Genomic DNA, 21980 nt, shown 5'->3' with positions numbered 1-21980 from the left:
GCGCCATCCAACATCGTGGTTTTATTTGCATTTGTGCAAACCGATACGCGCTCATAGCTCAGCTGGATAGAGTACCTGGCTACGAACCAGGCGGTCGGAGGTTCGAATCCTCCTGAGCGCGCCATTTAAACCGGTTTTGATACATTGCACTCGACGCGCTCATAGCTCAGCTGGATAGAGTACCTGGCTACGAACCAGGCGGTCGGAGGTTCGAATCCTCCTGAGCGCGCCACTTTCTTCGAATATCCTCGTTAAATCAAAAATGTCACCGAAACCTGCTCTGGTTCTTCGGGATTTTTGCTTTCCAGTATTTCCCGATTTCCGTACTGCTGCGCATTGGCTCCTGCATCAGTGCTCATCCATCCATTGTTGCAATGCTTCAGCCTGTTCCGGGTTAAAACAGCGAATACCGGCGTTTTGTAGCAGCGCCACGGTGACGCCTACGCCGGTCTGCAAGGTTCGATTGAACTCACCGTTGTAGATGCCCTGATTTCCGCAGGACGGCGAGCGCGCTGCCAGCAGAGCTGCGCTGGCACCCTCGCGTTGGGCGATTGCCAGTGTGCGTCGGGCGCCTTCCAGAAATGCGTGTGTTACGTCATCACCACTGGCGATCACAACACGGGCCTGACCGACCAGCAGGGCATGGCCATCACCGCCGCGTAATTCGGCTGCCGGGCGTGGGGTTGGCAGTCCGCCGAGACTTTCCGGGCAGACCGGGATCAGCAAGCCTTGTTGTTGCCATAACTGCAGCTGTGCCTGCAAGGTCAGCACCTTGTTCTGGTTGTTGGCACCGTCGTATCGCACCGGTTGGCCGAGCAGGCAGGCACTGACCAGCAGCTTTTTCATTTGGCAGCGCTTTTGCGGGCGAGCACGTGGATATACCGACCCAGCTGGCGATACGGGTCCTGGATTCCCCAGGTCAGATCGGCGCTTTCCAGACGCTCGTAACCGATACGTTCGCGGACTTTTTGCGGCATATGGTCGTGAATACAGCGAATGCCACGCCATTGCAGAATTTCAAAGCCCAACTCTTGCAGGCTCGCCATAACGGCTTCGTGGTCCAGCGGATGCTGGGGGGCGTTGCCCTGATCGCGCAATTTCGGATTGGCGCCTTCTGGGTCTTCCGGATTGCCATTCATCAGCTGGCGCCAGCGATGACCATGCAGGTTATAGAACATCAATGACAGCAGGCCGCCATCGCGTACATGGCCAGCAATTTGCGGTATCACATTGAACGGCTGTTCCAGCCACTCCAGAACGGCATGGTTCATCACAACATCGGCCTGACCGGCAAAATGTTCGTGCGCTTGTTGAATCGGGCAGCAGGCGGCGCTTAATGGCAAACCGGCTTCGGCAAAGTTGGCGCTGGCGGCTGCCAGCATCTCGCTGGAAATATCACACAGCTCGACCCGAGCGCCCTGTTGTGCCAGTTCCAGCGCGTATTGGCCCTGACCGCCGCCCAGATCCCTGACCAGCAGCGATTCCATGCTGCCCGCAAATGTGGCGAAGTCCGCCCGCAGAGCAGCCAGACGCAGCTGGCCGCGTGGGGTTTCATAAATGGTGCGGCGAAAACGGTCAGACAGATCATCAAAGTTGCGATCGGGCCGAAGCGGATTGTTCATGCAGAGGTACCGGATTCCAAAGTGTGCGCAGTGTAGCAACTGCGGCCAAAAGCCGGTATTGGACAAGGCAGGGCCCGGATTGGCAACTACACTTCAGTCATTATTCGGCTTGTGACAGGCAGTCCGTAATGGCCCGAGCTTCCAAACGTTCAAGTGATATTCTGGCAGAACCTACTGGTGATACTGATGATAGCCCGTGGGAGTGTGTCGGCACGGTGTGTCGTTATCGCGAAGAGCTTGTCTCCTTGCGCCAGCAGGTGGTGACCGACCCGCTTACCGGTTTGTTCAACCTGCGTTATCTGTTGACCAGTATGGAGCAGGAGTTTGAACGAACGGAGCGCACCAATGTTCCGACCGCCCTGATGATGGTCGATGTGGATCATTTCAAGAAAGTGAATGACCGCTGGGGGCATGAAGTGGGTAATCGGGTGTTGCAGGCGATTGCCGATGCGATTCGCCTGTCGACCCGCAGGCTGGATATCCAGTGCCGTTATGGCGGTGAGGAGTTTGCGGTGTTGCTGCCGTCATCTTCACTGTTACAGGCGTCAGTGGTGGCCGAGCGCTTGCGGCAGATGGTTGAGGCCATTCGTTTGCAAGAGGGCTCGGATACTCTGCAGGTAACGGTCAGTATTGGTGTTGCGATGCGGGAAAAGGGCGCCAGCCTCAGTACCAGCGAACTGGTACACCAGGCTGATATTCAGCTGTATGAGGCCAAACGCAGCGGTCGCAACCGCGTATGTATTGCACCGTCACCCTGTTCGATCGCCCGTGTGACAGCCGACGAGAAAGACATGATGCGCTCACTGTTTGCTCCGCGCCGCGAGTGAACGCGCCAGCCAACGATCAAGGGTGTTGGCAAAGGTCTGGCGATCTTTCTGATCAAACGCTGCCGGGCCACCACTCTGGATGCCACTGGAGCGTAGCGTCTCCATAAAATCACGCATGTTCAGTTTCTGGCGAATCGTCTGCGGGCTGTAGGGCTCACCCCGTGGATGAATTGCTTCCACTTTTTTATCAATCACTTCTGACGCCAGCGGAATATCCTGGGTAATCACCAGATCACCTGGCTGGCAGTTCTGGGCAATATGGTGGTCGGCGGCGTCAAATCCGGCGGCGACCTGAATGCTGTGAATCCATTCCAGGGTTGGCAATGGCAAGGCGTGGTTGGCCACAAAATACATGTGGACGTGGGTACGCAGAGCGGCTTTGCAGAGAATTTCACGAACGGGTTTCGGGGTCGCATCGGCGTCTACCCAGATGCAGGGGGCGCGTTTTTCAGCAGGGGTATCGGACACGGTATATCCCTCGGGCAAAGGCCGCAGTATGCCGCCAGCCCGAGGGACGATCAATCACAGCGCTCAGTGACGATATGACTTGTGAGCGGCCATGGCACTCCACGGAGACAGGTAGTCCAGCGGTTGCCAGGGACGCACCAGCTCAAACGCATGGCAACGACTGAGTGCAATTGGATAGTGGCAGCTGCTGCAGCATTCGCCGCTGCCTTCCTGATGTTTGAGCCCTTCGGCGAGATGACGATAGTGATCGGGGTTACTGGTCGGATTGCCGAGGGTATCGATAATCCAGCCATTCCAGTGCTGGTTACTGTGTACACCAAAGGCGACCATATAAGCGGCGCCTAACATGCTGTCGGGACATACGCCCCAGTCGATACCGCTCTGATCCAGCGAGCGTTCCCAGGCGGGATTACTGGCTCCCAGAACCACAAACACCGGTAATCCGGATTGCAGGGCTGGGGTGATGGCAGATTGCAGCCAGGTACTGGAGGCTGCGCCGGTTCGCGGCGATGGCGATTCGACGATAAGGAGAATACCGGGAGTGGCCATGTCAGATTGTCCGTTGGTTATTATTGTTACCCGTAACCCTACTACAGGGTTGGCGATTGGGTAAACTTTGATCAGGACAGGAGTTGACTGATTCGGGTGTGGTTGGCGCAGTATGTCCCCGAAACAACCGAATGACCGGTTCTATCTGACTACCCCCGGATTCTGGTTATTCACAATGTCGAAAGCGTCGCGGCAATGGTCCGGATCAGGGTTTCCATTGTGCTTTCCTGGGTGCCAGAAAAGCCCAGTCGCATGCCTGCGGGGGCCGTCTGAGGCTGGCGATAATGGTCGGCGAGCAACGAGATGTCGATGTTCTGCACGCGTAACTGTTGCTGCAATTTCTGGTCGATTCTTGGTGATTCGTGCGGATTTGCCGTTTGTTGGGCTGCTTTCCAGTAGAGGATGGTTTGCATGCCGTCTGCCGGTAAATCCCAGTCAAACCAGGGTTGCAGATGCTGTTGTAACCGCTGATGCAGGAAGTCCCGACGTCTGCGGTAGTGGCGTCGCATGCGGTTGAGGTGGCGCGCCAGCTCACCGCTGTTGATAAAGTCGGCCAGCGCTGGCTGGATCGTTTGTGAGGCCGAGTCTCCCAGTTGTTGCTGGCTGGCACTGATGGCGTCAATCCAGCCGGTTGGAACGACCAGAAACCCCAGGCGCAATCCTCGGAACATCATTTTCGAAAAGCTGCCAACCATGGCGACCTGTTCACGGGCGAGGCCGGTATTTTGCGCCAGTTGCATCAGCGGCAGTCCCGGTTGGCCGCTGTAAACAAACTCGGTGTCGTAGTCATCTTCAATGATCAGGCTGTTGCTGTTGTGCACGGTTTCCAGCCACTGCAACCGACGCCGGGCCGACCAGCGACTGCCCAGCGGGTACTGGCGATTGGGCGTTACCAGCGCCTGCCAGCCAGATGGTGGCGGTGGCTGAAATCCTTCTTCGTCCATCTCCAGATCGGTACTGCCAAAACGATCAAGCAGCTGGCGCACCGGCGGGTAACAGGGGTTTTCCAGTTGCCAGTGATGATCCGGGTATTGCTGGCGCAGCAGGTGATTCAGCAGGGTCAGGCTGTCGCGATGACCGGCGGTGACAAAAACCTGTGCAGGCGTACAGTCGAGACCCCGCAACTGTTTGAGTAATGTGCAGATCGCCTGTCGCAAAGCCGGATGACCGCTGCTGTAGTGTCCTTGCAGCAGCAAGGGATCGGGTTTTAGCCAGGCCCGTTTGAGGCTGTTGGCCCAGATGCGGCTCGGGAACATATCAACATCGGCACCGGCATCGAATGCCTGCATGGGGGCTGGCGTTATGTCTGGCCGTGACCCCTGAGTGGGTACGCTGTTATGCGCTTTCGGCTGCGTGAGCGGCAGCTGGGCGCTGCTCAGCACAAACAGCCCGGAACGTGGCCGATTGTCGAGATACCCTTCACTTACCAACAGGTCGTACGCCTGAATCACCAGACTGCGGGATACACCCAGTTGCTCCGCCAGTTGGCGTGACGATGGCAGGCGGCTGCCCGCTGGCAGGTTGCCGTTTCGAATGGCTTGCTGGATCTGTTGTTGCAGCTGCTGGTAGCCGTGTCCCTGATCGGGATGAATCACCAGGGTCAGACTGGCCAGCGGGCTGGTTGTCGGGATGGCGCGGTTTCCGGGTTGCATATCTGGACTGGTGATTTTGTTTAAAACTGGATATTCAGGATCATACCAGTGCTGGTTAATCTGGCTCTATCAAACGATGGAGAACTTCGATGAGCAGCTCACTGCAATCTACCGCCAGCACCGTTCGCCACGGTGCCAAACGGGCGGACTACCAACGCGAAACCGTATATGCCCTGCTGGATGAGTTACTGGTATGCCAGATTGGCCAGCAGGTGGATGGGCGTGTGGTGGTGACCCCAACGTGCCATTGGCGCGATGGGGATTACCTGTACTGGCACGCCCATGCACATGCGCGTAGCTGTGCGGGTGCGGCGGGCAGCCAGGTCTGTATCAACCTGTGCAGCCTGGATGGCCTGGTAATGGCCCGATCGGCTTTTAACCATTCCGTAAACTATCGCTCGGTTACCTTGTTTGGTGTGCCGGAGGCGGTGACTGATCCGGCCGAAAAACTGGCGCAGCTCAAGCGTTTTGTTGACCGCTTCAGTAGCGGGCGTTGGGAGGAATTGCGACCGATTCGTGATGAGGAAATCCGGGCAACCTCGGTGGTGCGAATGCTGATCAGCGACGCATCCGTCAAGGTTCGGCAGGGGCCGCCTGTGGACGACAAGGCGGATCTGGAATGGCCGGTGTGGGCGGGTGAGATACGTCTGCAGCGGCAGTGGCAGGCGCTGGCCGATTCCGACAACGGTTCAGCTGAGCCTGAGCTGAAGGTGCTGGCCAGTCGGGTGTGATGTGTTGGGTGTGATGTATTGGGTGTGATGTATTGGGTGTTGGTGTTGTCAGCGGGACGGTGGTTATTCACCACCGACCAGAATCAGTTTGCCGGTTTTGGGATCCCGGTAAACCTGCCCGAGTGACTCCATGCCCTGACCATGGTTATCCATCATACGTTTGATGGATTCCGGAGCTTCTGCCAGTTCCTTGCCGGTGGTAACGGTCTGGCCAGACTCCAGTTTGAAGTGCTCGCGCATTTCCTTGCTCTGGGCGATCAGCGCCAGCATCAGGCCCAGAGCAAACACCAGCATCACGTCCATGATGTTGGCAAAGCCACTTAACGGATCGTTATCGGCTTCGCTGAAGTGGCTGGTCTGCCACGGTGGTGGTGATGGAGGAGGGGTACGTTTAACCGGCTTCATGTTCAGACTGCTCCGTCAGTTGTTGCCAGAGTTGTTCGTACCAGCGACGGCGAACCCGGCTGATCACATACGCCAGCAGGCCAATCAGCAAGCCCATCACGGTGGTATCAAACGCGACTGTAAGGGCGGTGGCCAGAATATCGATATTGCCGTTGCCCAGTGCGGTTAACCCTGGTCCCAGCGGGATCAGGGTGCCCATCAGCCCCAGAATCGGGCCGCTGCGGGTCAGCAGGTCGGAGCGTTCCAGCCGACGGCTGGCATACTGGCCAAACCGTTGCGGCTGGCTGCGGCGATAAGCGGGCAGGATATAAAACCGCTCGGCCAGCATCATGCCCAGTTCCCACAGGGTTAACAGCATGGCCAGCATCAGCGCGGCCAAAACCGGGTATAACAAAAGTTCTACCAGCTGGTGCATGGCACCGATCACTACACCTGAAAACACCGTTTACACTCCTTTGGCGTGGCGAATACCACGGTAAAAACCTGCGCCCGTTAACAGCAACAGGGCCCCCAGCAGCCACCATCGCCAATCGTCGGCAGGGCTGGTGTCGCTGTCCTGGTCCGGTTGATGATCCGATGTTTGGGTGCCAGCATCCGCCGGGGTGTGCGGGTTCTGAGAGGCTGCAGATGCCTGTGAGCGGGTGGCAGGAGAATCACTGACGGGTTCCTGCAGCTGGATCTCGGTGACATGGTGGACTTCAGTCATGCTGGTGGATTCTGCTGCTGGCAGCGGACGGGCGCTGTCTATCACCCGTTGCAGATCCTGCCATTGCTGATCGTTCAGATACTGCTGTAACCACGGCAGCATCGGGTGGTCCGGGTCGGTATGGCCGCTGCCCGGCAAACCGTTGGCAGCCACCAGTCGTGCGAACTGGCTGGCCAGCTCGCGTCGGGTCTGCTCGTCGGCATTCCAGAATCCTTTCTGGATCGCGACCAGCATAACGGCCAGCATGTTGTTTTTGACATGGGCATTGTTGCCGCGCTCCAGAAACTCGTTTACACCCAGCTGGTAACGGTCGTCCAGATATACCGCTTTGACTTCTTCCCAGGCCCAGTCGCCCACCATGGTCGGGTTGGTAACCTGCCAGCCCCACAGGTATTCGATAAATTCGCTGCCCATGGTGCGAGCACCGGCATAGTCGTGTGACATCAGGCCTTGCAGCCACTGCGGGTTAAGGAAGCGGCCGCGCAATTCCTGACGCAGGGCGAGGCTGAGTGGTTGGGCATGAATTTGCTGAGGATCAGAGTGATCCAGCACGTAGTTGTTGGGGACCTGACCGGTAATGGTTTCGACCGCCATGCTGAGGCCTCCGAAATAATCAAATGCATCGTTGTTGTCGATGAGGCCATACAGATTGCTGGAACGGCCGAGGTAGGTGTTTTCGACACCGGCCAGCAGGGTTTTGAAGGTATCGGCAGCCGGTTCGCCAAAGCCGTTGGCACCAAAGCTGTGGCCGAGGCGCCGGATATACACATCGCTCAGTTCCGAACGTTGTTCCCAGGCGCCGGAGCGTTCAACCAGACGGTTGATGCCAGCGCCATAACTGGCGGGCGCATCACCAAATACGCGCAAGCTGGCGCTGATACCGGCCTGTTCCGGAGCCAGCCCTTGTGCCAATAGTACCTGTGCCTGTTTGACCCAGTGACGGGCGACCTGATTCTGGTCGAGGGATTCCGTGCCGCCTTGTGCCTGTTTACCGAGTGGCTGCAGAGCTTGTTGTAACGCCAGCGTCAGGGCCGGATAGTCGCGGATAATAGTGTCAGCGCTGGCATCCAGCGCCAGCAGGGTGGCGGTGTTCAGCCACAGCATTTGCTGGGCGTACAGATCGCGAAACAGACCTGAGGTGGTAAACAGCACATCACGGCGCACGCGGTTTTCTTGCAGTGGCTGGCGTTTGAGGCCGCTGACAATGCCACGGCTGTTCCATTCAGGTTCAATACCAAGCATATCCAGACCAAAGGCGATCATGACACCTTCGTCACGCACCACGTCGGATGCCCATAACACCACGGCTTCGGTTTTGTCCGGGTTCTGCTGGTGGCTTTGCTGATTACGCTGGCGTGCTTCGGATGCCATGGTCTGGCCCAGTTGCCAGGCCACCTGGCTGGGAATCAGGCTGCCATCAAGGGCGTAGAAGTTACGGCCGGTGGGCAGGCTGTCGGGGCTTCGAATCGGGTCGTTGCCTTGTCCGGGGGCGATATAACCGCCGTTGAGTCCGGTCAGCAGGGCGTGCAGTTCGGCCTTGGGAGAGTCCTGCAGGCGTTCGCGCCAGAGTGGCGCTTGATCTGTCTGGCTGCCATTACTCATGGAGCCGAGCATCATATCGACCGCTGCTGGTGTCCAGTCCTTGCCGAACACATGCAGTCCCATCGGCATAAACTTTTCCTGCAGATTGGTGAGGTAGTGGCCGATTTCATGCACCAGCATGTCGTCGTCGACCTCATCAAATCCGATTCCCATAATCGCCAGCTCCGCCGACATGGATTCTGCCAGTTCATCCTTGAGCTCCAGCTGCTCAACCTTGGCGCGAATCTGCTGCACCAGCTCGGTAGCCACCGCCTGGTTGCCGGTGCCACGGCTGGCTTCAAAACTTTCGATCAGCTGGCGCAGTGTTAACAGATCGTCGTACAGCTCGGTGCTTTTGAGCGGTGGGGTCAGGTGGTCGATCATGACCGCCAGCCCACGACGTTTGGCCTGAATGCCTTCGCCAACACCATCAACGATATAGGGATAAATACCGGGCAGGTCACCGGCAATGATGCGGGAGTAATCCTCCTCTGCCAGTCCGACGGCGCGCCGTGGCAAAAACTCATAGGTGGAATGACGGCCGAGATGCACCAGAGCATCGGCTTTAAACACATCGTGCAGATAATGGTAAAACGCCAGGTACTGGTGTGGTGGCGGGAAGGCCAGATTGGCGTGTAACAGTTCTTCGTTTACTTCCCAGCCGCGGGGTGGCTGCGGGCCAATAAAGACGTTGCCAAAGGTCAGGCCGGGCAGCAGTAACTCGTTGTTAAAGGTCATGACCTGACCGGGTGCTGCGCCCCAGCCGCCCAGCCCTTCAATGCCGGTTTGTTGCAAGGCGTGAATGATCTTCAGGGCTCCGTCCGGGCAGGCGTTGGGCAGACTGGCCAGTTTTTGCTGATAACACTGGTCGAGCTGATCAAGCAGGGCTAACGCCCGTTCGCGACCTTTGTGATCCACACCTTCGAGCAGATGGCGCATTTCCTCCATGGTGTTGGCGAGCACACGGCTGGCCAGTTCAGGTTTGCCCGCCTGAAGCGCCGCTTCGATCTGTTCGTTGAGTAAGCCAAATGGACCATATTGCATTTCGCTCCGGATCGAGGCGGACAGAGTGTTGAACCACTGCAGATAGTCGGCCGTATTCATATGCTGGATCTGGCTGCTCATGGTTTGCAGGGCGCCGGAATCCCGTGGCAGGTTGATGCCTCGTTCCTGCATCAGGTCGAGCAAGGCCTGTTGGGACTCCGGCAGCTCACCAGTGTTATATCCGGCCGCTTTTAGCTGCTGCAGAATAAACCAGACCGATGCTGGCACGTCGAGGTTGTCGGCGCCGATGTTGTGGCGGCCGGGAGGGTGGTTGTAATAGATAATGGCGATGTGTTTGTCGCGGTTGGCACGAGTTTGCAGTGTTAACCAGCGTTGCACACGTTCCAGTACGCTGTAGATGCCTTCCTGCAAGGGCGCAATCGGCTGGATATTAATACCGGTGACGGTATCAACGCTGCTGGCGCCTGCGGTGGCGACGATCAGCGGCTGGCTGGCACCTTGCAGCTCTGGCATCGCCACCTGGTAATACACCTTGTCCTGGGCCAGACCATCGGCGGATAACTGGCGTTCGATGGCACTGCGATCACGCAGTTTGATGGCCTTTAACACCGGCACGCCCAGCTGTTCAAACTGGCGGGTGACGACCTCGCGACCTTCGCCGCCACCAATGACAAAGTCCTGCAGCATCACAATACTGGTGAGTCGGGTTTTATAGGCTTGCAGTTGTTGAACCGCCTCAACACCGGCTTCGCCCCAGCTGGCCAATGCCACCAGACAATTGAGGTTGGCAGACTGTTCGGCGTGTTGGCAGAGCGCTCGCAGCAGAGCTGCATCGGCGGCCTGAGCACCATCGGCATGATCAATAATGACCAGCAAGCGACGTGAATCCAGCGTTGGTGGTGTTGGGCTGAGTTGGCCCTGGTACAACCACTGCAGGCGTGGCACCGCTTTGGGGGCCAGGACGGCTACATCGGCCTGCAGGTGTGAGTAGGTCCAGCCCAGCAGCTGGCGGGTGTTATCGGTGCCACCGGCTTGCCAGTAGGCACGGCCCTGAATCCAGACCTGCTGCTGTGGGTACTGTTTTTTCAGGTCGGCCAGCCACTGGTCAAAATCGTTATCAGGGTTGGTCTGGGCCAGGGCCTGAACCTGTTCGATGCTGCTGAATACCGGCGCTCCTTGCAGTCTGCTCAGCTGGATCAGACGGTGGTCGCTGTTGAAAACCAGCAGTGGCTGCTGGCTGGTTTGCAGCGCATTCTGCAGCGGGCCAACACTGGGGCCGTACATGCCCATCACCAGAATGGCACGGCTGTGACTGATCAATTCCTGCAGTTGCGACGTGCTCAGTTGACGGAGCTGGGTGTCGGAGCGGGCCAGCACCGGCAGTTGCGGGTAATCCTGCTGAAACTGCTGGGCGGCTTCGGCAATGGTTTCGGCATTACGTTGGGAAACCAGCACCAGCAGGTACTGATCAACGGCTGTGGTGGCCTGGCTGAATGGGCTTAAAACCAGCAGCAGGGTCAGAATCAGGAATCGCATAGGGCTGTCTCTCCACAACAAGGCGTGTGTCGGAGATCAGACGTATGCAGATGTTTACTGTAACCAGAACATGCCATACCGCGTTTTCCCGCCCGGTGCATCAGAAGGTGAGTTGAAGTTGCTGGGTCATGTATCTGGCTCGTGCACTTGATGCACTGACAGTTGCGGGAACAGCACCGGATTTACACCGGTTTCCATGACGGGTCGTTATTTCGCGACCGCTCAGCAAGGGGCGTGTTTCTACAGGGGGATGTTTACCAAGTCAAATACTTGCTCGGATTGTTGTTGTGGCCTGGGTGTGGAAACAGAGGGAATTCCCGGGCTCGCATCGGGGACCTTGGGAAATAAAGAGTCGAGGCGCGTGCGGCACACGATCTGGTCTTGTCGATAGAAGAAAAAATGGTGGGCCTTCCCGGGCTCGAACCGGGGAGCTTGGGATATAAAGAGTCGAGGCGCGTGCAGCACGCGATCATGAATAGCGGTAGGAAAAATGGTGGGCCTTCCCGGGCTCGAACCGGGGACCTAGCGATTATGAGTCGCGTGCTCTAACCAACTGAGCTAAAGGCCCTTGAGCAGGAGCCGCACTATGGCTCCGTGCCAGACATCCTGGACGGATGTTGAATAGGGTGCTGATTATAAGCGTCCGAGACGCTTTGGGCCAGTATCCTGAGGGAATAAAAAAACCGGCAAGTGCCGGTTTTTTCTCGCATTTCGACAAATTAATCGTCAATGAAGCTGCGCAGGTGATCGGAGCGGCTAGGGTGACGCAGTTTGCGCAGGGCCTTGGCTTCGATCTGACGGATACGTTCACGGGTAACGTCGAACTGTTTGCCCACTTCTTCCAGAGTGTGGTCAGTGTTCATGTCGATACCAAAACGCATACGCAGTACTTTGGCTTCACGGGCAGTCAGACCGGCCAGTACGGCACGGGTGGCTTCGGTGAGGCCTTCGTTGGTAGCGGTATCCATCGGGGACTCGGAGTGAGTGTCCTCGATGAAGTCGCCCAGATGCGAATCTTCGTCATCACCAATCGGCGTTTCCATGGAGATTGGTTCTTTGGCGATTTTCAGCACCTTGCGGATCTTGTCTTCTGGCATTTCCATACGTTCTGCCAGTTCTTCAGGAGTAGGTTCACGACCCATTTCCTGCAGCATCTGACGAGAAATACGGTTCAGCTTGTTGATGGTCTCAATCATGTGAACCGGAATACGGATGGTACGTGCCTGGTCAGCAATCGAACGGGTGATCGCCTGACGAATCCACCAGGTAGCGTAGGTGGAGAACTTGTAACCACGACGGTATTCGAATTTATCCACCGCTTTCATCAGACCGATGTTGCCTTCCTGGATCAGGTCGAGGAATTGCAGACCACGGTTGGTGTACTTCTTGGCGATGGAGATAACCAGACGCAGGTTAGCCTCAACCATTTCTTTCTTGGCGCGACGGGCACGAGCTTCGCCGATGGAAACCTTGCGGTTAACTTCCTTGATTTCAGGGATGCTCAGACCAACACGTTCTTCAACGGCCAAAATTTTCTTCTGGGCGCGGAAGATTTCCAGCTTGTAGGTATCCAGCTTGCGAGAGTAAGGCTTGTTGGCAGCGATCAGACCTTCGATCCAGTCGTTGTTAACTTCGTTACCCTGGAAGTACTTGATGAAGTCCTTACGGTCCATGCCGCACTTGCGGGTCATCAGTACCATGATGTGACGTTCCTGGGCGCGGATGGCGTCCAGAGCTTCACGAGCATCGTTAACCAGCTGGTCGAAGTATTTCGGAGTCAGCTTGACCGGTGCAAACAGTTCGGCCAGACGAGCGATGGTGATTTCAGCATCACGGCTGGCGCGACCTTTGGAGCTGATAGCCGCTTCGGCATCGGCAAACGCAGCGATGATTTCTTCAAAGCGACGGTTAACCTCAACGAGGTCCATACCGGTGGCTTCTTCGGTGGTTTCGCTGGAGCCGCTGCCTTCGCCGTCTTCATCTTCGTCGTCGTCACTGGCACCAGCACCGACGATGATTTCGTCGGAGTCTTCATCCGGCAGGTCCGGACCGGACTGCGGGCCTGGCAGCGGGTCTTCGTCGGATGGATCGATAAAGCCGTTGAAAATGTCGGCAATACGGTTTGGATCCTGTTCGGCTTGTGCAAAAGCGGTCAGGATGGTGTTCACGGCACCCGGGTAGTAAGCGAGAGCGGACATCACTTCACGGATGCCTTCCTCGATACGTTTGGCGATAACAATTTCGCCTTCACGGGTCAGCAGTTCCACGGTACCCATTTCACGCATGTACATACGTACCGGGTCGGTGGTGCGGCCTACGTCGCTTTCCACGGAGGCCAGCGCCGCAGCAGCTTCTTCAGCGGCAGCGTCGTCGGCGGTGTCGTTCATGAACAGGGCTTCGCCGTCCGGAGCTACTTCGGAAACGGGAATACCGATGTCATTGATCATGCGGATGATGTCTTCCACCTGATCCGGATTGGCAATGTCATCTGGCAGGTGGTCGTTCACCTGGGCGTAGGTGAGGTAGCCCTGCTCCTTACCTTTGGCAATGAGTTCTTTCAGTCGGGACTGTTGGGTATTCGCTGACATAGGGGCCCTGTGATCCGTTGGTATCAGGCGTGGCACGAAAAGCGCCGAAGTATATCTGTCTGAGTGATTTTAGGCCAGTGCCGGGGGCTTTGGTTCCGGACTCGTACACTCGATGTCACCCCTGTTCGGAGTGACAGGTTCTGATAACTTCCTGCCGTCTCGACCCGGTTTAATGGGGTCGTTGCTGGTTAATTTCAATGCCTTGCGGGCAAATTTGTCGGCCGCGGTTAGCGGCCCGGGCGTCGACCTGGTTGTGAGCGGTAAACCGCTCCGCGCGCAGGTCGGCGCTGGTGTTGTAATTCCTTGAAGCGTTGCCGCTGTTCATCACTCATGGTGCCTGCCTTGCCTTGCCAGAGTTGCAACAGCTGGCGGTACTCGACTTCCAGCTGACGGGCCGCCATACGCTCCAGCGCGAGGCTGATATCGGCGGCCACCGGAGCAATGCCGTTATCGTTCTGGTTGGCAATGCGGGTCAGTTCGGCATGGTAAGGGGTGCCGATCCACTGGATCAGTAACCCGACGGCGCTGGACTGCGGTCCGGCTTTGAGCTTGCGAATAATCTCCAGCAGCAGGCGTTCGTATTCGCTGTTGGCTTCACATTCGGGCAGCTGTAACTCGCTGGCCAGCCCAGGCTGATGCACCAGTGCCTGAATGGCACGCATGATCAGCGGATGATCCTCGGCACCGGTATAGGGCTCGTCGTCCATTGGCAAATGGGTGACGGCGGGGGCACTGACCCATTCCGGTATGGCTTCGATTTCTTCCTGACGAGTCGCCGGTTGAGCATTCACTTTGGCCATGGCGCGGCTGCTGACGCCAATCTGTTTTTCCAGTTCGGCCACCATCAGGTCGCGCAGGGTGCCTTGGGGAATCCGGCCAATCAGCGGTGCTGCCAGCTGATCGAGGCGGGCCTTGCCGTCCATGCTGTCGAAATCGACCTGTTCTTTCAGGTGGCTGAACAGGAACTCCGGCAGGTGCTGGGCTTGTGCCAGGCGCTGTTCGAACGCCTCTTTGCCTTCCTTGCGTACCAGGGTATCCGGGTCTTCACCGTCGGGCAGGAAGATAAAGCGGGCTTGCAGGCCATCTTCCAGCACAGGTAATACGGTTTCCATGGCGCGTGCGGCGGCGGTGCGACCGGCATTGTCACCGTCAAAACAGAAAATAATCTCGGGCACCAGTTTGAACAGGCGTCGCAAGTGGTGCTCGCTGGTGGCAGTGCCGAGGGTGGCGACGGCGTAATGAATGCCGAACTCGGCCAGCGCCACCACGTCCATGTAACCTTCCACAATCAGAAAGCGGGTCAGCTTCTGGCGAATCTTGCGCGCTTCGTAAAGACCGTACAGCTCCCGATTTTTCTGGAAAACCGGTGTTTCGGGGGAGTTCAGGTATTTGGGTTTGTCATCGCCCAGTACCCGACCACCGAAGGCAATCACGCGGCCGCGAATATCGCGAATCGGAAACATGATGCGATCACGGAAGCGGTCATAGGTACGGCCGTCTTCCTTTTCGATCAGCATGCCGCTGCTGATCAGTTGTTTCATGCGGGTTGGGTCGGTTGCCAGTTTTTCCTGCAGGTTATCCCAGCCGGGCGGGGCATAGCCGATCCCGAAAAAACGTGCCGCCTGACCGGAGAGGCCGCGTCCTTTGAGATAGTCGACCGCACGCTGGCGCTGGTTATGGGTACGCAGCTGTTCGGTAAAAAAGGTCGCGGATTCTTCAAGGCGCAGGTACAGGGGTTCGTGTTCCTGTTCCTGGCGGCGAACCTCGGTAACACTTTCCTTCGGTACTTCGAGGCCGGCGTTGGATGCCAGTTTTTCGACCGCATCGGGAAAGCTCAGGCCATCGTGTTCCATTACGAACTTGAGGGCGGTGCCGGAGGCTCCACAACCAAAACAGTAGTAAAACTGCTTGTCGCGGCTGACGGTGAATGACGGGGTGTTTTCGTTATGGAACGGGCAGCAAGCAGAGTAGTTTTTGCCGGCCTTGCGCAGTTTGATACGGCTTTCGACCACATCAACAATGTCGGTTCGGGACAGCAGTTCGTCGATAAAACTCTGGGGTATGCGGCCTGCCATAGATCAGACACTCCGTATGCCGTTCTGCGGGTGGTGGCGGCTGAAAGTCGCCAAAGCTGTAATAAAAAAGCGCCACGATAAGAGTGGCGCTTTTTTACCGACCAGTGCAAGCACTGGCGAGGGAGTTTTCTGCGGGTGCAGCGGGCACTTAGCCCAGTTGGGCCTTAACCAGTCGGCTGACAAGCGCCATATCGGCGCGGCCTTGCACTTGTGGTCTGAGAACGCCCATAACATTGCCCATGTCCTGCATGGAAGCAGCACCGGATTGTGCAATGGCATCAGCGATAAGCTGGTTAAGCTCTTCTTCGCTCAGCGCCGCCGGCAGAAACTCACTGATTACGTCGATTTCAAATTGCTCAACGGCTGCCAGTTCTTCACGACCAGCATCCATATATTGGGCAATTGAGTCTCGGCGTTGCTTGCTCATCTTGTCCAGGATAGCCAGAGCGCGGGCGTCATCGACTTCAACGCGCTCGTCCACTTCCACTCGCTTGAACTCTGCGGTGATCAGTCGCAACGCCGCGAGGCGTTCTTTCGCCTTGGAGCGCATGGCGTCCTTGACGGCGTCTTTTACCTGTTCAACCAGTGTAGTCATGGTAACTCCTGTTCTCGATGGCCTGAAATCAGTACAGACGGGTCATCTTGCGCTGTTCGCGCTGTACTTTCTTCAGGTGACGCTTGATAGCGGCAGCCGCCTGGCGCTTACGGATCCAGGTTGGCTTTTCATAGTGTTCACGACGACGCACTTCAGACAGTACGCCTGCTTTTTCACAGGAACGCTTGAAGCGACGCAGAGCTACGTCGAATGGCTCGTTTTCTTTGACTTTTACAGCTGGCATCCAATCACCTACGTTTTTGCTGAATTACACGGGGGACTTCGGGAAGTTATGGGCCCCAGTTAGAGGGCGGGCATTCTAAAGTTTTTGCGCGAGGAATGCAAAGCATAAAAGTTGTTATTGGTTGGCTTTGCACCATACCCACCGTATCATGTGCGGCTTGTTTGCTCAGAGGCACCAATCATGCGGGTTTTAGGCCTGGAAACCTCCTGTGATGAAACGGGCATTGCCCTTTACGACACCGAACGCGGCCTGCTGGCGCATCGTATCTATTCACAGATTGCGTTGCACGCGGAATATGGCGGTGTTGTGCCGGAATTGGCGTCACGTGACCACGTGCGCAAGGCGCTGCCTCTGATTCACGAAACCCTTAATGAAGCCGGTCTGACCGTCAAGGATCTCGATGGTATTGCCTATACCAGTGGTCCGGGTCTGGTCGGTGCCTTGCTGGTAGGCGCCTGTCTGGGGCGCAGCCTGGCCTGGGCCCTGGGAGTACCGTCCGTGGGTGTCCACCATATGGAAGGCCATTTGCTGGCCCCGATGCTCGAAGACACGGCTCCCGACTTTCCTTTTATAGCCTTGCTGGTGTCCGGCGGGCACACCCAGCTGGTGCGCGTTGATGGTATTGGCCGTTACGAGTTGCTGGGTGAGTCTCTTGATGATGCCGCCGGTGAAGCCTTCGACAAGGCGGCCAAAATGATGGGCTTGCCGTATCCCGGTGGCCCGGCACTGAGCAAGCTGGCGGACAGTGGTGATGCAACCCGTTTCCGTTTCCCTCGCCCGATGACCGATCGTCCGGGGCTGGATTTCAGCTTCAGCGGCCTTAAAACCCAGGTGCGTACCACGATTCTGGATTGTGCGGTTGAGGGTGTTCTGGCGGATCAGGACAAGGCCGATATTGCTGCCTGTTTCCAGGCGGCAGTGGTTGATACTCTGGCGATCAAGTGTAAACGCGCCATGCAGCAAACCGGTGTCAAACGTCTGATTATTGCTGGTGGTGTGGGTGCCAACCGTCGTCTGCGTGAACAGCTGCAGCAAACCGCGGAATCCCTCAAGGGCCAGGTGTTTTACCCGCGTCCGCAATTCTGTACCGATAACGGTGCCATGATTGCGTTTGCCGGTGCCTGTCGTTTGCTGGCGGGCAGCGCAGCGGATCTGGCGGTGGCCGTGGTGCCGCGCTGGCCTATGACCGAACTGGCGCCAGTGGATACGCTGGCGCGTCCACAAGGACAACAACATGGATAAGGTATTTATTCACGGTCTGGCCGTTGACGCGGTAATTGGTGTGTTCGAATGGGAAAAACAGGTTCGACAGCCGCTGGTGTTTGATCTGGATATGGCCTGGGATATTCGTCAGGCGGCACGTACCGATGATCTGGCGTTTGCCCTGAACTATCAGGCGGTGACGGAAGCGGTTGAGCAATTTGTGCGTGAGCAGCATTTCCAGTTGCTGGAATCGCTGCTGGAACGTTTGTCTGAACACCTGTTGCAGACGTTTGGAATGCCCTGGTTGCGTATTCGGGTGGAAAAACCGGCGGTGGTGCCGCAGGCGCGTGCCGTTGGCCTTTGTATTGAACGTGGAGTGCTCTGAGTGGCGCGCATTTATCTGGGAATTGGTTCCAACCTCAATCCGGACGTACAGATTCCCGGTGGACTGGCGGCACTCGCCGAGCTGGTGACGATTGTTAATGAGTCTCCCTGGTATCGCTCTCCGGCGGTTGGCTTTGACGGCCCGGATTTTATTAATCTGGTGGTGGAAGCTGAAACGCCAATGACGGTGCGTGAGCTGGCAGCGGCACTCAAGGAACTGGAGGTGCGTTTTGGGCGCACGCCGGATGCAGTAAAGTTTTCGTCGCGCTCGCTGGATGTGGATATCCTGCTGTATGACGGTCTGAGTGGTGTGGTCGACGGTGTGCGTTTGCCTCGTCGTGATATTCGTCAGTTTGCGTTTGTATTGCGGCCGTTGCTGGATATTGCGCCGGATGTGATTTGCCCGCAGAACGGTCACTGTTATGCGGAAGACTGGCCAGCATTGGCCGACCAGCCGTTAACCCGTATCGAGCACTGATGACAGCCTTGCCCAGGATCAGCCTTGCCGCTGCTGGCTGATCCATTCTCCCAGTTGCTGTTCGCGCTCTTGCGCCAGCGCTTCTCCAATAGCCTTGCCGGTTAGACCGCGCGCTACCATGTCCTTGGCGGATACCTGTCGCGCCAGCTCAAATGCTGTGCGCAGATAATCTGCTTGCGGGTACGCAACGTTTTCAAAACCGGTGCGGCCACGGCTGTCGGCGGTGGCGACCACTAACAGTTGTTCAAAACGTTCCGGGCGACGCCAGGCGTCAGTGCCATCCAGCAGCTTCAGGATAGTGGCCGCTTTTAACTCCAGTGCCCGATGCACGTGGGTGTGCCATTCACATCCCAATAACGCCAGTTCGGTGGCGTCTTTCGGAGCCTTCAGGCGCTCTGACAGGCGTTTCAATGGCTGTTTGCCGCGCGCTTCATGAGCGATATGACGTGGCCATTCCGATTCCGGGGTCAGAGCCTTGCCAAGATCGTGCGTAAGGGCGGCCCAGCGCACAGCGGTATCGTCAGACAGCCGTACTGCGGCTTGTAACGACATCAGGGCATGAATGCCGCAGTCAATTTCAGGGTGGTGCTGGGGCGGTTGCGGGACACCGAACAGGGCGTCGATTTCACCAAACCAGAGTGCCAGGGCGCCACATTCGCGTAATACCTGGAAGTACACATCCGGGCGATCTTCACCCAGGGCACGGCGGGTTTCCTGCCATACCCGTTCTGCCACCAGGTGTTCCAGTTCGCCGTCTGCGACCATTTGCTGCATCAGCTGCATGGTTTCCGCTGCAACCTGGAAGCCGAGGTTGGCAAAGCGGGCGGCGAAACGGGCAACACGCAGCACTCGTAGCGGGTCTTCGCTGAATGCCGGGGATACGTGGCGTAACAGGCGTTGCTCAAGGTCTCGCTGACCCTGATAAGGGTCGTATAACTGGCCGTTTTCATCCATGGCGATGGCATTGATGGTGAGGTCGCGGCGTAACAGATCCTGTTCGAGGGTGACGTCCGGGCTGAAACGGCAGTCGAAGCCCTGATAACCATGGCCGCTTTTGCGTTCCGTGCGGGCGAGAGCATATTCCTCGTGGGTTTGGGGATGCAGGAAGACCGGGAAGTCGGCACCGACCTGTTGATAGCCCAGATCAAGCAGTTGCTGTGGCTCTGCGCCCACAATCATCCAGTCACGATCCTTGACGGTTATGCCGAGCAATTGATCGCGAACGGCACCACCTACCAGATAAATCTGCATACCTGACCTTCCAATCCAAAACATATCAATTCGTTACGAGCGCCAGAGCGGCAATGTCTGCACCTGCGGATATTGCCAATAAAAAAGGCCGCAGGTGCGGCCTTTAATAGTAACCCGCGCCTGGGCGGGCTGCGAAAGGCTAACCGATCAGAAGTAGAAACCGGTCTCCAGTGCGACACCGGCTTCTTTTTCAACGCGGTCCGGGTTGGCCATGGCGGCGATGTCGATATGCACACCAAATGGTGAGAAACCGAAACCGATGGAGGCTACGTCAGACTGGCTGGTCGCCAGGTTGGTACGGTAACCGGCACGGAATTGCACGGTTTCGAATACATCGAACTCGGCCCCCAGGTTGACGTACTGGGTCGGTTGTTCAAATGCCACCGGCTTGTTTTCCATCAGGTCGGCATCAATGGCTACGGTGGTCCAGTCGCCGTTAAAGGCAACACCGGCGCGGAACTGCGGGTCGAGGTGAATGGTTGGACCATCGACCATACGGTTGTCGGCACTGCCACGAACCATGGTCTGGCTGGTTTCAAACTCGCCACCGAACAGGTTTTTGGCGACAACCCCAACTACCCATTTGTTGGTTGAGCCGAAGCGGTAGGATGCACCAACGTCCATATTGAACTGGTTGAAGGTCTCGGCATCGTCTTTCAGCTGATCGGCGTCGATTTCTCCATCGTAGTCCGCTTCGGCTACGTAATGCAGAGTCATAACGCGTTGCAGTTTCGGGGTGATACCAATGGCCACTTTCTGGTCTGCGATGGTGAATTCACGCGAGAAGGAGACGCCAATGTTGGTAACAGCTACCCCCACGACTTGCAGGTAGGAGTTCATCTCGGCGTCTTCGGCAGCAGAGGACAGCTGGCCGTTTTCAATGATGTTGATGTCACCGGCAGCGGTAGTCACGGTATCGGAGGTGTAGTTCTGGACTGCATCGACCTGATTGTTGGCGGCATCGAGTTCGTCCTGGGTCAGGCTGTCGTTTTCGGCAGAATTCAGGCCGCTGTCAATCGTTGACGTCAAACTGTTACCGGCAGCGGTCATGCCTTGGGCGGCATCGCTGTAGGAGTTGATCAGGGTGTTATCTTCGTTACTGAACAGGGCGCGACCGGAGAAGGTGGCTTCACCGCTGACGCTCAGTGCGGCAGCAAACTCTTTACCCGGAAAGGCGATGGCAGTGGATACACCCAGGCGAGCACGTAGCTGGCTGCCGGATACATCATTCAGGGCAGAGGTCAGTTCGGAGTTGAGGTTGTCGAGGGTGCTGAGTTGGCTGTTCAGATCAGCCAGAGCATCTTTCAGATTCTGGTTGGCAGCACGTACCTCGGCAATTTTTGCGGACTGGTTGTTAATGGCGCTGATATCGCTTGGCATGATGTCAGACAAAGCATTGGCGGCGCTGTCAACATTGTCGAGGCTTTCGTTGAGGTTGCCAGTCATGTTGTCATCAAACATATCTTCGAACTGTGGCACCAGGTCTTCGTTGATGTCCTGGAAGGTATTCACTACTTCATCGTCATCGGCAACAGTGACACCAGCTTGTGGCAGCAGGATGGCGAAGTCGTCATCGTATTCGGCCTGGGACAGCAGTGACGGGTTATACGCCGGGGCATGAGCGCGTTTGGCGCTGGCTACACCGGTGTTCCCCATGGCCAGACCACGTGCGTCCATTGGCAGGAATGGGGCAGCCTGAACGCTGGCGCTACCGATAGCAGTAATGGCAACAGCCAGTAGAGTACGTTTGGTCATTTCGCGAATCCTTTTATGTTGTTTTTGATCCATGCCGTTCCTCTGTCGTGCGATGGTCCAGAACGACATCCGGAGCGCCACAACATGACGCCCACTACAAAATTGAAAAAAATACATTCCTGATGGAACTTTTCGGACTGATGCAATAATAGACGCATTTTGTCTGCCAGACATACAAAAACGACCAATACAGGGGGACTCTTGCTGGAAGTCAGCTGCTGACGCACAGAAGGAGGGCTGGCTGTCTAAACTTCCTTCGCACCTGGCCGATAGCGCTTGTATTAAGATTCATGCAGGGGCTTTGTGATGGCGACCTTACCGGCTT

General features: G+C 57.0%; 19 protein-coding genes, 3 tRNA genes and 1 riboswitch. Of the genes, 7 read left to right on the top strand and 15 right to left on the bottom strand.

What is annotated here, in order from left to right; all coding sequences use genetic code 11:
- The first annotated feature begins 47 nt into the window (after positions 1 to 47).
- Together OUO13_RS01670 and OUO13_RS01665 are read left to right on the top strand one after the other, a co-directional pair.
- Positions 48 to 124 (top strand) — tRNA-Arg (locus tag OUO13_RS01670).
- A 31-nt stretch (positions 125 to 155) separates the two neighbouring features.
- Positions 156 to 232 (top strand) — tRNA-Arg (locus OUO13_RS01665).
- A 116-nt stretch (positions 233 to 348) separates the two neighbouring features.
- Here the strand turns inward: OUO13_RS01665 and OUO13_RS01660 are convergent.
- Both OUO13_RS01660 and OUO13_RS01655 read right to left on the bottom strand, forming a co-directional pair.
- A complete protein-coding gene (locus OUO13_RS01660) occupies positions 349 to 846 on the bottom strand; it encodes a 2-thiouracil desulfurase family protein (RefSeq protein WP_283172113.1) in 498 nt (165 codons plus the stop codon).
- The gene (locus OUO13_RS01655) at positions 843 to 1622 is read right to left on the bottom strand and encodes a methyltransferase domain-containing protein (RefSeq protein ID WP_283172112.1); all 780 of its coding nucleotides are present in this window, start codon (positions 1620 to 1622) and stop codon (positions 843 to 845) included. Before OUO13_RS01655 ends, OUO13_RS01660 begins: the two co-directional genes overlap by 4 nt.
- A 128-nt stretch (positions 1623 to 1750) precedes the next feature.
- On the opposite strand from OUO13_RS01655, the gene OUO13_RS01650 reads away from it, so the two are divergent.
- Positions 1751 to 2449 (top strand): GGDEF domain-containing protein, encoded by a 699-nt coding sequence (locus OUO13_RS01650; protein WP_283172111.1) that lies wholly within the window; start codon positions 1751 to 1753, stop codon positions 2447 to 2449.
- Here the strand turns inward: OUO13_RS01650 and OUO13_RS01645 are convergent.
- The 3 genes from OUO13_RS01645 to pdxR all read right to left on the bottom strand — a co-directional run bounded on the left by OUO13_RS01645 (position 2423) and on the right by pdxR (position 5118).
- Positions 2423 to 2917, bottom strand: a complete 495-nt coding sequence (locus OUO13_RS01645) for a YaiI/YqxD family protein (protein ID WP_283172110.1) — start codon at positions 2915 to 2917, stop codon at positions 2423 to 2425. The two genes, OUO13_RS01650 and OUO13_RS01645, sit on opposite strands and share 27 nt — an antisense overlap.
- 63 nt (positions 2918 to 2980) lie before the next feature.
- Positions 2981 to 3466 carry a glycosyltransferase family protein gene (locus OUO13_RS01640; RefSeq protein ID WP_283172109.1) on the bottom strand — a complete coding sequence of 162 codons (486 nt, stop codon included), beginning with the start codon at positions 3464 to 3466 and terminating at the stop codon, positions 2981 to 2983.
- Between the two features lie 170 nt (positions 3467 to 3636).
- The gene (gene pdxR, locus OUO13_RS01635; protein WP_283172108.1) at positions 3637 to 5118 is read right to left on the bottom strand and encodes a MocR-like pyridoxine biosynthesis transcription factor PdxR; all 1482 of its coding nucleotides are present in this window, start codon (positions 5116 to 5118) and stop codon (positions 3637 to 3639) included.
- 89 nt (positions 5119 to 5207) lie between these two features.
- Between pdxR and OUO13_RS01630 the strand changes: the two genes are divergently transcribed.
- Entirely contained in the window at positions 5208 to 5849 is a 642-nt protein-coding gene (locus tag OUO13_RS01630) for a pyridoxamine 5'-phosphate oxidase family protein (RefSeq protein ID WP_283172107.1), read from the top strand.
- A gap of 63 nt (positions 5850 to 5912) precedes the next feature.
- Here OUO13_RS01630 and OUO13_RS01625 read toward each other — a convergent pair whose 3' ends face one another.
- From OUO13_RS01625 to rpsU, 8 genes are all read right to left on the bottom strand, one after another.
- Complete coding sequence (locus OUO13_RS01625) at positions 5913 to 6254, bottom strand: DUF2149 domain-containing protein (protein WP_283172106.1); 342 nt, start codon at positions 6252 to 6254, stop codon at positions 5913 to 5915.
- Entirely contained in the window at positions 6241 to 6696 is a 456-nt protein-coding gene (locus tag OUO13_RS01620) for a MotA/TolQ/ExbB proton channel family protein (RefSeq protein ID WP_283172105.1), read from the bottom strand. The genes OUO13_RS01625 and OUO13_RS01620 overlap by 14 nt, the downstream gene beginning before the upstream one ends.
- A 3-nt stretch (positions 6697 to 6699) precedes the next feature.
- Complete coding sequence (locus OUO13_RS01615; protein ID WP_283172104.1) at positions 6700 to 11082, bottom strand: cobaltochelatase subunit CobN; 4383 nt, start codon at positions 11080 to 11082, stop codon at positions 6700 to 6702.
- A 107-nt stretch (positions 11083 to 11189) separates the two neighbouring features.
- Positions 11190 to 11323: riboswitch (cobalamin riboswitch) on the bottom strand.
- A 250-nt stretch (positions 11324 to 11573) separates the two neighbouring features.
- Positions 11574 to 11650, bottom strand: a tRNA-Ile gene (locus OUO13_RS01610).
- Between the two features lie 151 nt (positions 11651 to 11801).
- Complete coding sequence (rpoD, locus tag OUO13_RS01605) at positions 11802 to 13670, bottom strand: RNA polymerase sigma factor RpoD (protein ID WP_283172103.1); 1869 nt, start codon at positions 13668 to 13670, stop codon at positions 11802 to 11804.
- A 227-nt stretch (positions 13671 to 13897) separates the two neighbouring features.
- The gene (dnaG, locus tag OUO13_RS01600; protein ID WP_283172102.1) at positions 13898 to 15745 is read right to left on the bottom strand and encodes a DNA primase; all 1848 of its coding nucleotides are present in this window, start codon (positions 15743 to 15745) and stop codon (positions 13898 to 13900) included.
- Positions 15746 to 15893: 148 nt separating this feature from the next.
- A complete protein-coding gene (locus OUO13_RS01595) occupies positions 15894 to 16340 on the bottom strand; it encodes a GatB/YqeY domain-containing protein (RefSeq protein WP_283172101.1) in 447 nt (148 codons plus the stop codon).
- A 28-nt stretch (positions 16341 to 16368) separates the two neighbouring features.
- Positions 16369 to 16584: a 30S ribosomal protein S21 gene (gene rpsU, locus OUO13_RS01590; protein WP_283172100.1), complete on the bottom strand. Its 216-nt coding sequence runs from the start codon at positions 16582 to 16584 to the stop codon at positions 16369 to 16371.
- Positions 16585 to 16764: 180 nt separating this feature from the next.
- On the opposite strand from rpsU, the gene tsaD reads away from it, so the two are divergent.
- The 3 genes from tsaD to folK are packed head-to-tail and all read left to right on the top strand — an operon-like array spanning position 16765 to position 18649.
- On the top strand, positions 16765 to 17826 hold the full coding sequence (gene tsaD / locus OUO13_RS01585) for a tRNA (adenosine(37)-N6)-threonylcarbamoyltransferase complex transferase subunit TsaD (RefSeq protein ID WP_283172099.1): 1062 nt from the start codon (positions 16765 to 16767) through the stop codon (positions 17824 to 17826).
- The gene (gene folB, locus OUO13_RS01580) at positions 17819 to 18172 is read left to right on the top strand and encodes a dihydroneopterin aldolase (RefSeq protein WP_283172098.1); all 354 of its coding nucleotides are present in this window, start codon (positions 17819 to 17821) and stop codon (positions 18170 to 18172) included. Before tsaD ends, folB begins: the two co-directional genes overlap by 8 nt.
- Positions 18173 to 18649 (top strand): 2-amino-4-hydroxy-6-hydroxymethyldihydropteridine diphosphokinase, encoded by a 477-nt coding sequence (gene folK, locus OUO13_RS01575; RefSeq protein ID WP_283172097.1) that lies wholly within the window; start codon positions 18173 to 18175, stop codon positions 18647 to 18649. It abuts the gene before it with no gap.
- A gap of 18 nt (positions 18650 to 18667) precedes the next feature.
- Here the strand turns inward: folK and OUO13_RS01570 are convergent, their stop codons facing one another.
- The gene (locus OUO13_RS01570) at positions 18668 to 19900 is read right to left on the bottom strand and encodes a multifunctional CCA addition/repair protein (protein ID WP_283172096.1); all 1233 of its coding nucleotides are present in this window, start codon (positions 19898 to 19900) and stop codon (positions 18668 to 18670) included.
- 147 nt (positions 19901 to 20047) lie between these two features.
- Positions 20048 to 21655, bottom strand: coding sequence for a conjugal transfer protein TraF (gene traF, locus OUO13_RS01565; RefSeq protein ID WP_283172095.1), 1608 nt, complete (start codon positions 21653 to 21655; stop codon positions 20048 to 20050).
- Positions 21656 to 21980: the final 325 nt, after the last annotated feature.

This window comes from Parathalassolituus penaei (genome assembly GCF_026626885.1).
In the GTDB taxonomy this organism is placed as follows: Bacteria; Pseudomonadota; Gammaproteobacteria; order Pseudomonadales; family Oceanobacteraceae; genus Oceanobacter; species Oceanobacter penaei.
Note: the sequence above shows the minus strand (reverse complement) of the source record. Positions and strands in the feature narration are given on the sequence as shown.

Excerpts from the sequence above, each read along its gene's own strand:
- OUO13_RS01660 (WP_283172113.1), bottom strand. The coding sequence starts at position 846 with ATGAAAAAGCTGCTGGTCAGTGCCTGCCTGCTCGGCCAACCGGTGCGA.
- OUO13_RS01655 (WP_283172112.1), bottom strand. The coding sequence starts at position 1,622 with ATGAACAATCCGCTTCGGCCCGATCGCAACTTTGATGATCTGTCTGAC.
- OUO13_RS01650 (WP_283172111.1), top strand. The coding sequence starts at position 1,751 with ATGGCCCGAGCTTCCAAACGTTCAAGTGATATTCTGGCAGAACCTACT.
- OUO13_RS01640 (WP_283172109.1), bottom strand. The coding sequence starts at position 3,466 with ATGGCCACTCCCGGTATTCTCCTTATCGTCGAATCGCCATCGCCGCGA.
- pdxR (WP_283172108.1), bottom strand. The coding sequence starts at position 5,118 with ATGCAACCCGGAAACCGCGCCATCCCGACAACCAGCCCGCTGGCCAGT.
- OUO13_RS01630 (WP_283172107.1), top strand. The coding sequence starts at position 5,208 with ATGAGCAGCTCACTGCAATCTACCGCCAGCACCGTTCGCCACGGTGCC.
- OUO13_RS01625 (WP_283172106.1), bottom strand. The coding sequence starts at position 6,254 with ATGAAGCCGGTTAAACGTACCCCTCCTCCATCACCACCACCGTGGCAG.
- OUO13_RS01615 (WP_283172104.1), bottom strand. The coding sequence starts at position 11,082 with ATGCGATTCCTGATTCTGACCCTGCTGCTGGTTTTAAGCCCATTCAGC.
- rpoD (WP_283172103.1), bottom strand. The coding sequence starts at position 13,670 with ATGTCAGCGAATACCCAACAGTCCCGACTGAAAGAACTCATTGCCAAA.
- dnaG (WP_283172102.1), bottom strand. The coding sequence starts at position 15,745 with ATGGCAGGCCGCATACCCCAGAGTTTTATCGACGAACTGCTGTCCCGA.
- OUO13_RS01595 (WP_283172101.1), bottom strand. The coding sequence starts at position 16,340 with ATGACTACACTGGTTGAACAGGTAAAAGACGCCGTCAAGGACGCCATG.
- rpsU (WP_283172100.1), bottom strand. The coding sequence starts at position 16,584 with ATGCCAGCTGTAAAAGTCAAAGAAAACGAGCCATTCGACGTAGCTCTG.
- tsaD (WP_283172099.1), top strand. The coding sequence starts at position 16,765 with ATGCGGGTTTTAGGCCTGGAAACCTCCTGTGATGAAACGGGCATTGCC.
- folB (WP_283172098.1), top strand. The coding sequence starts at position 17,819 with ATGGATAAGGTATTTATTCACGGTCTGGCCGTTGACGCGGTAATTGGT.
- OUO13_RS01570 (WP_283172096.1), bottom strand. The coding sequence starts at position 19,900 with ATGCAGATTTATCTGGTAGGTGGTGCCGTTCGCGATCAATTGCTCGGC.
- traF (WP_283172095.1), bottom strand. The coding sequence starts at position 21,655 with ATGACCAAACGTACTCTACTGGCTGTTGCCATTACTGCTATCGGTAGC.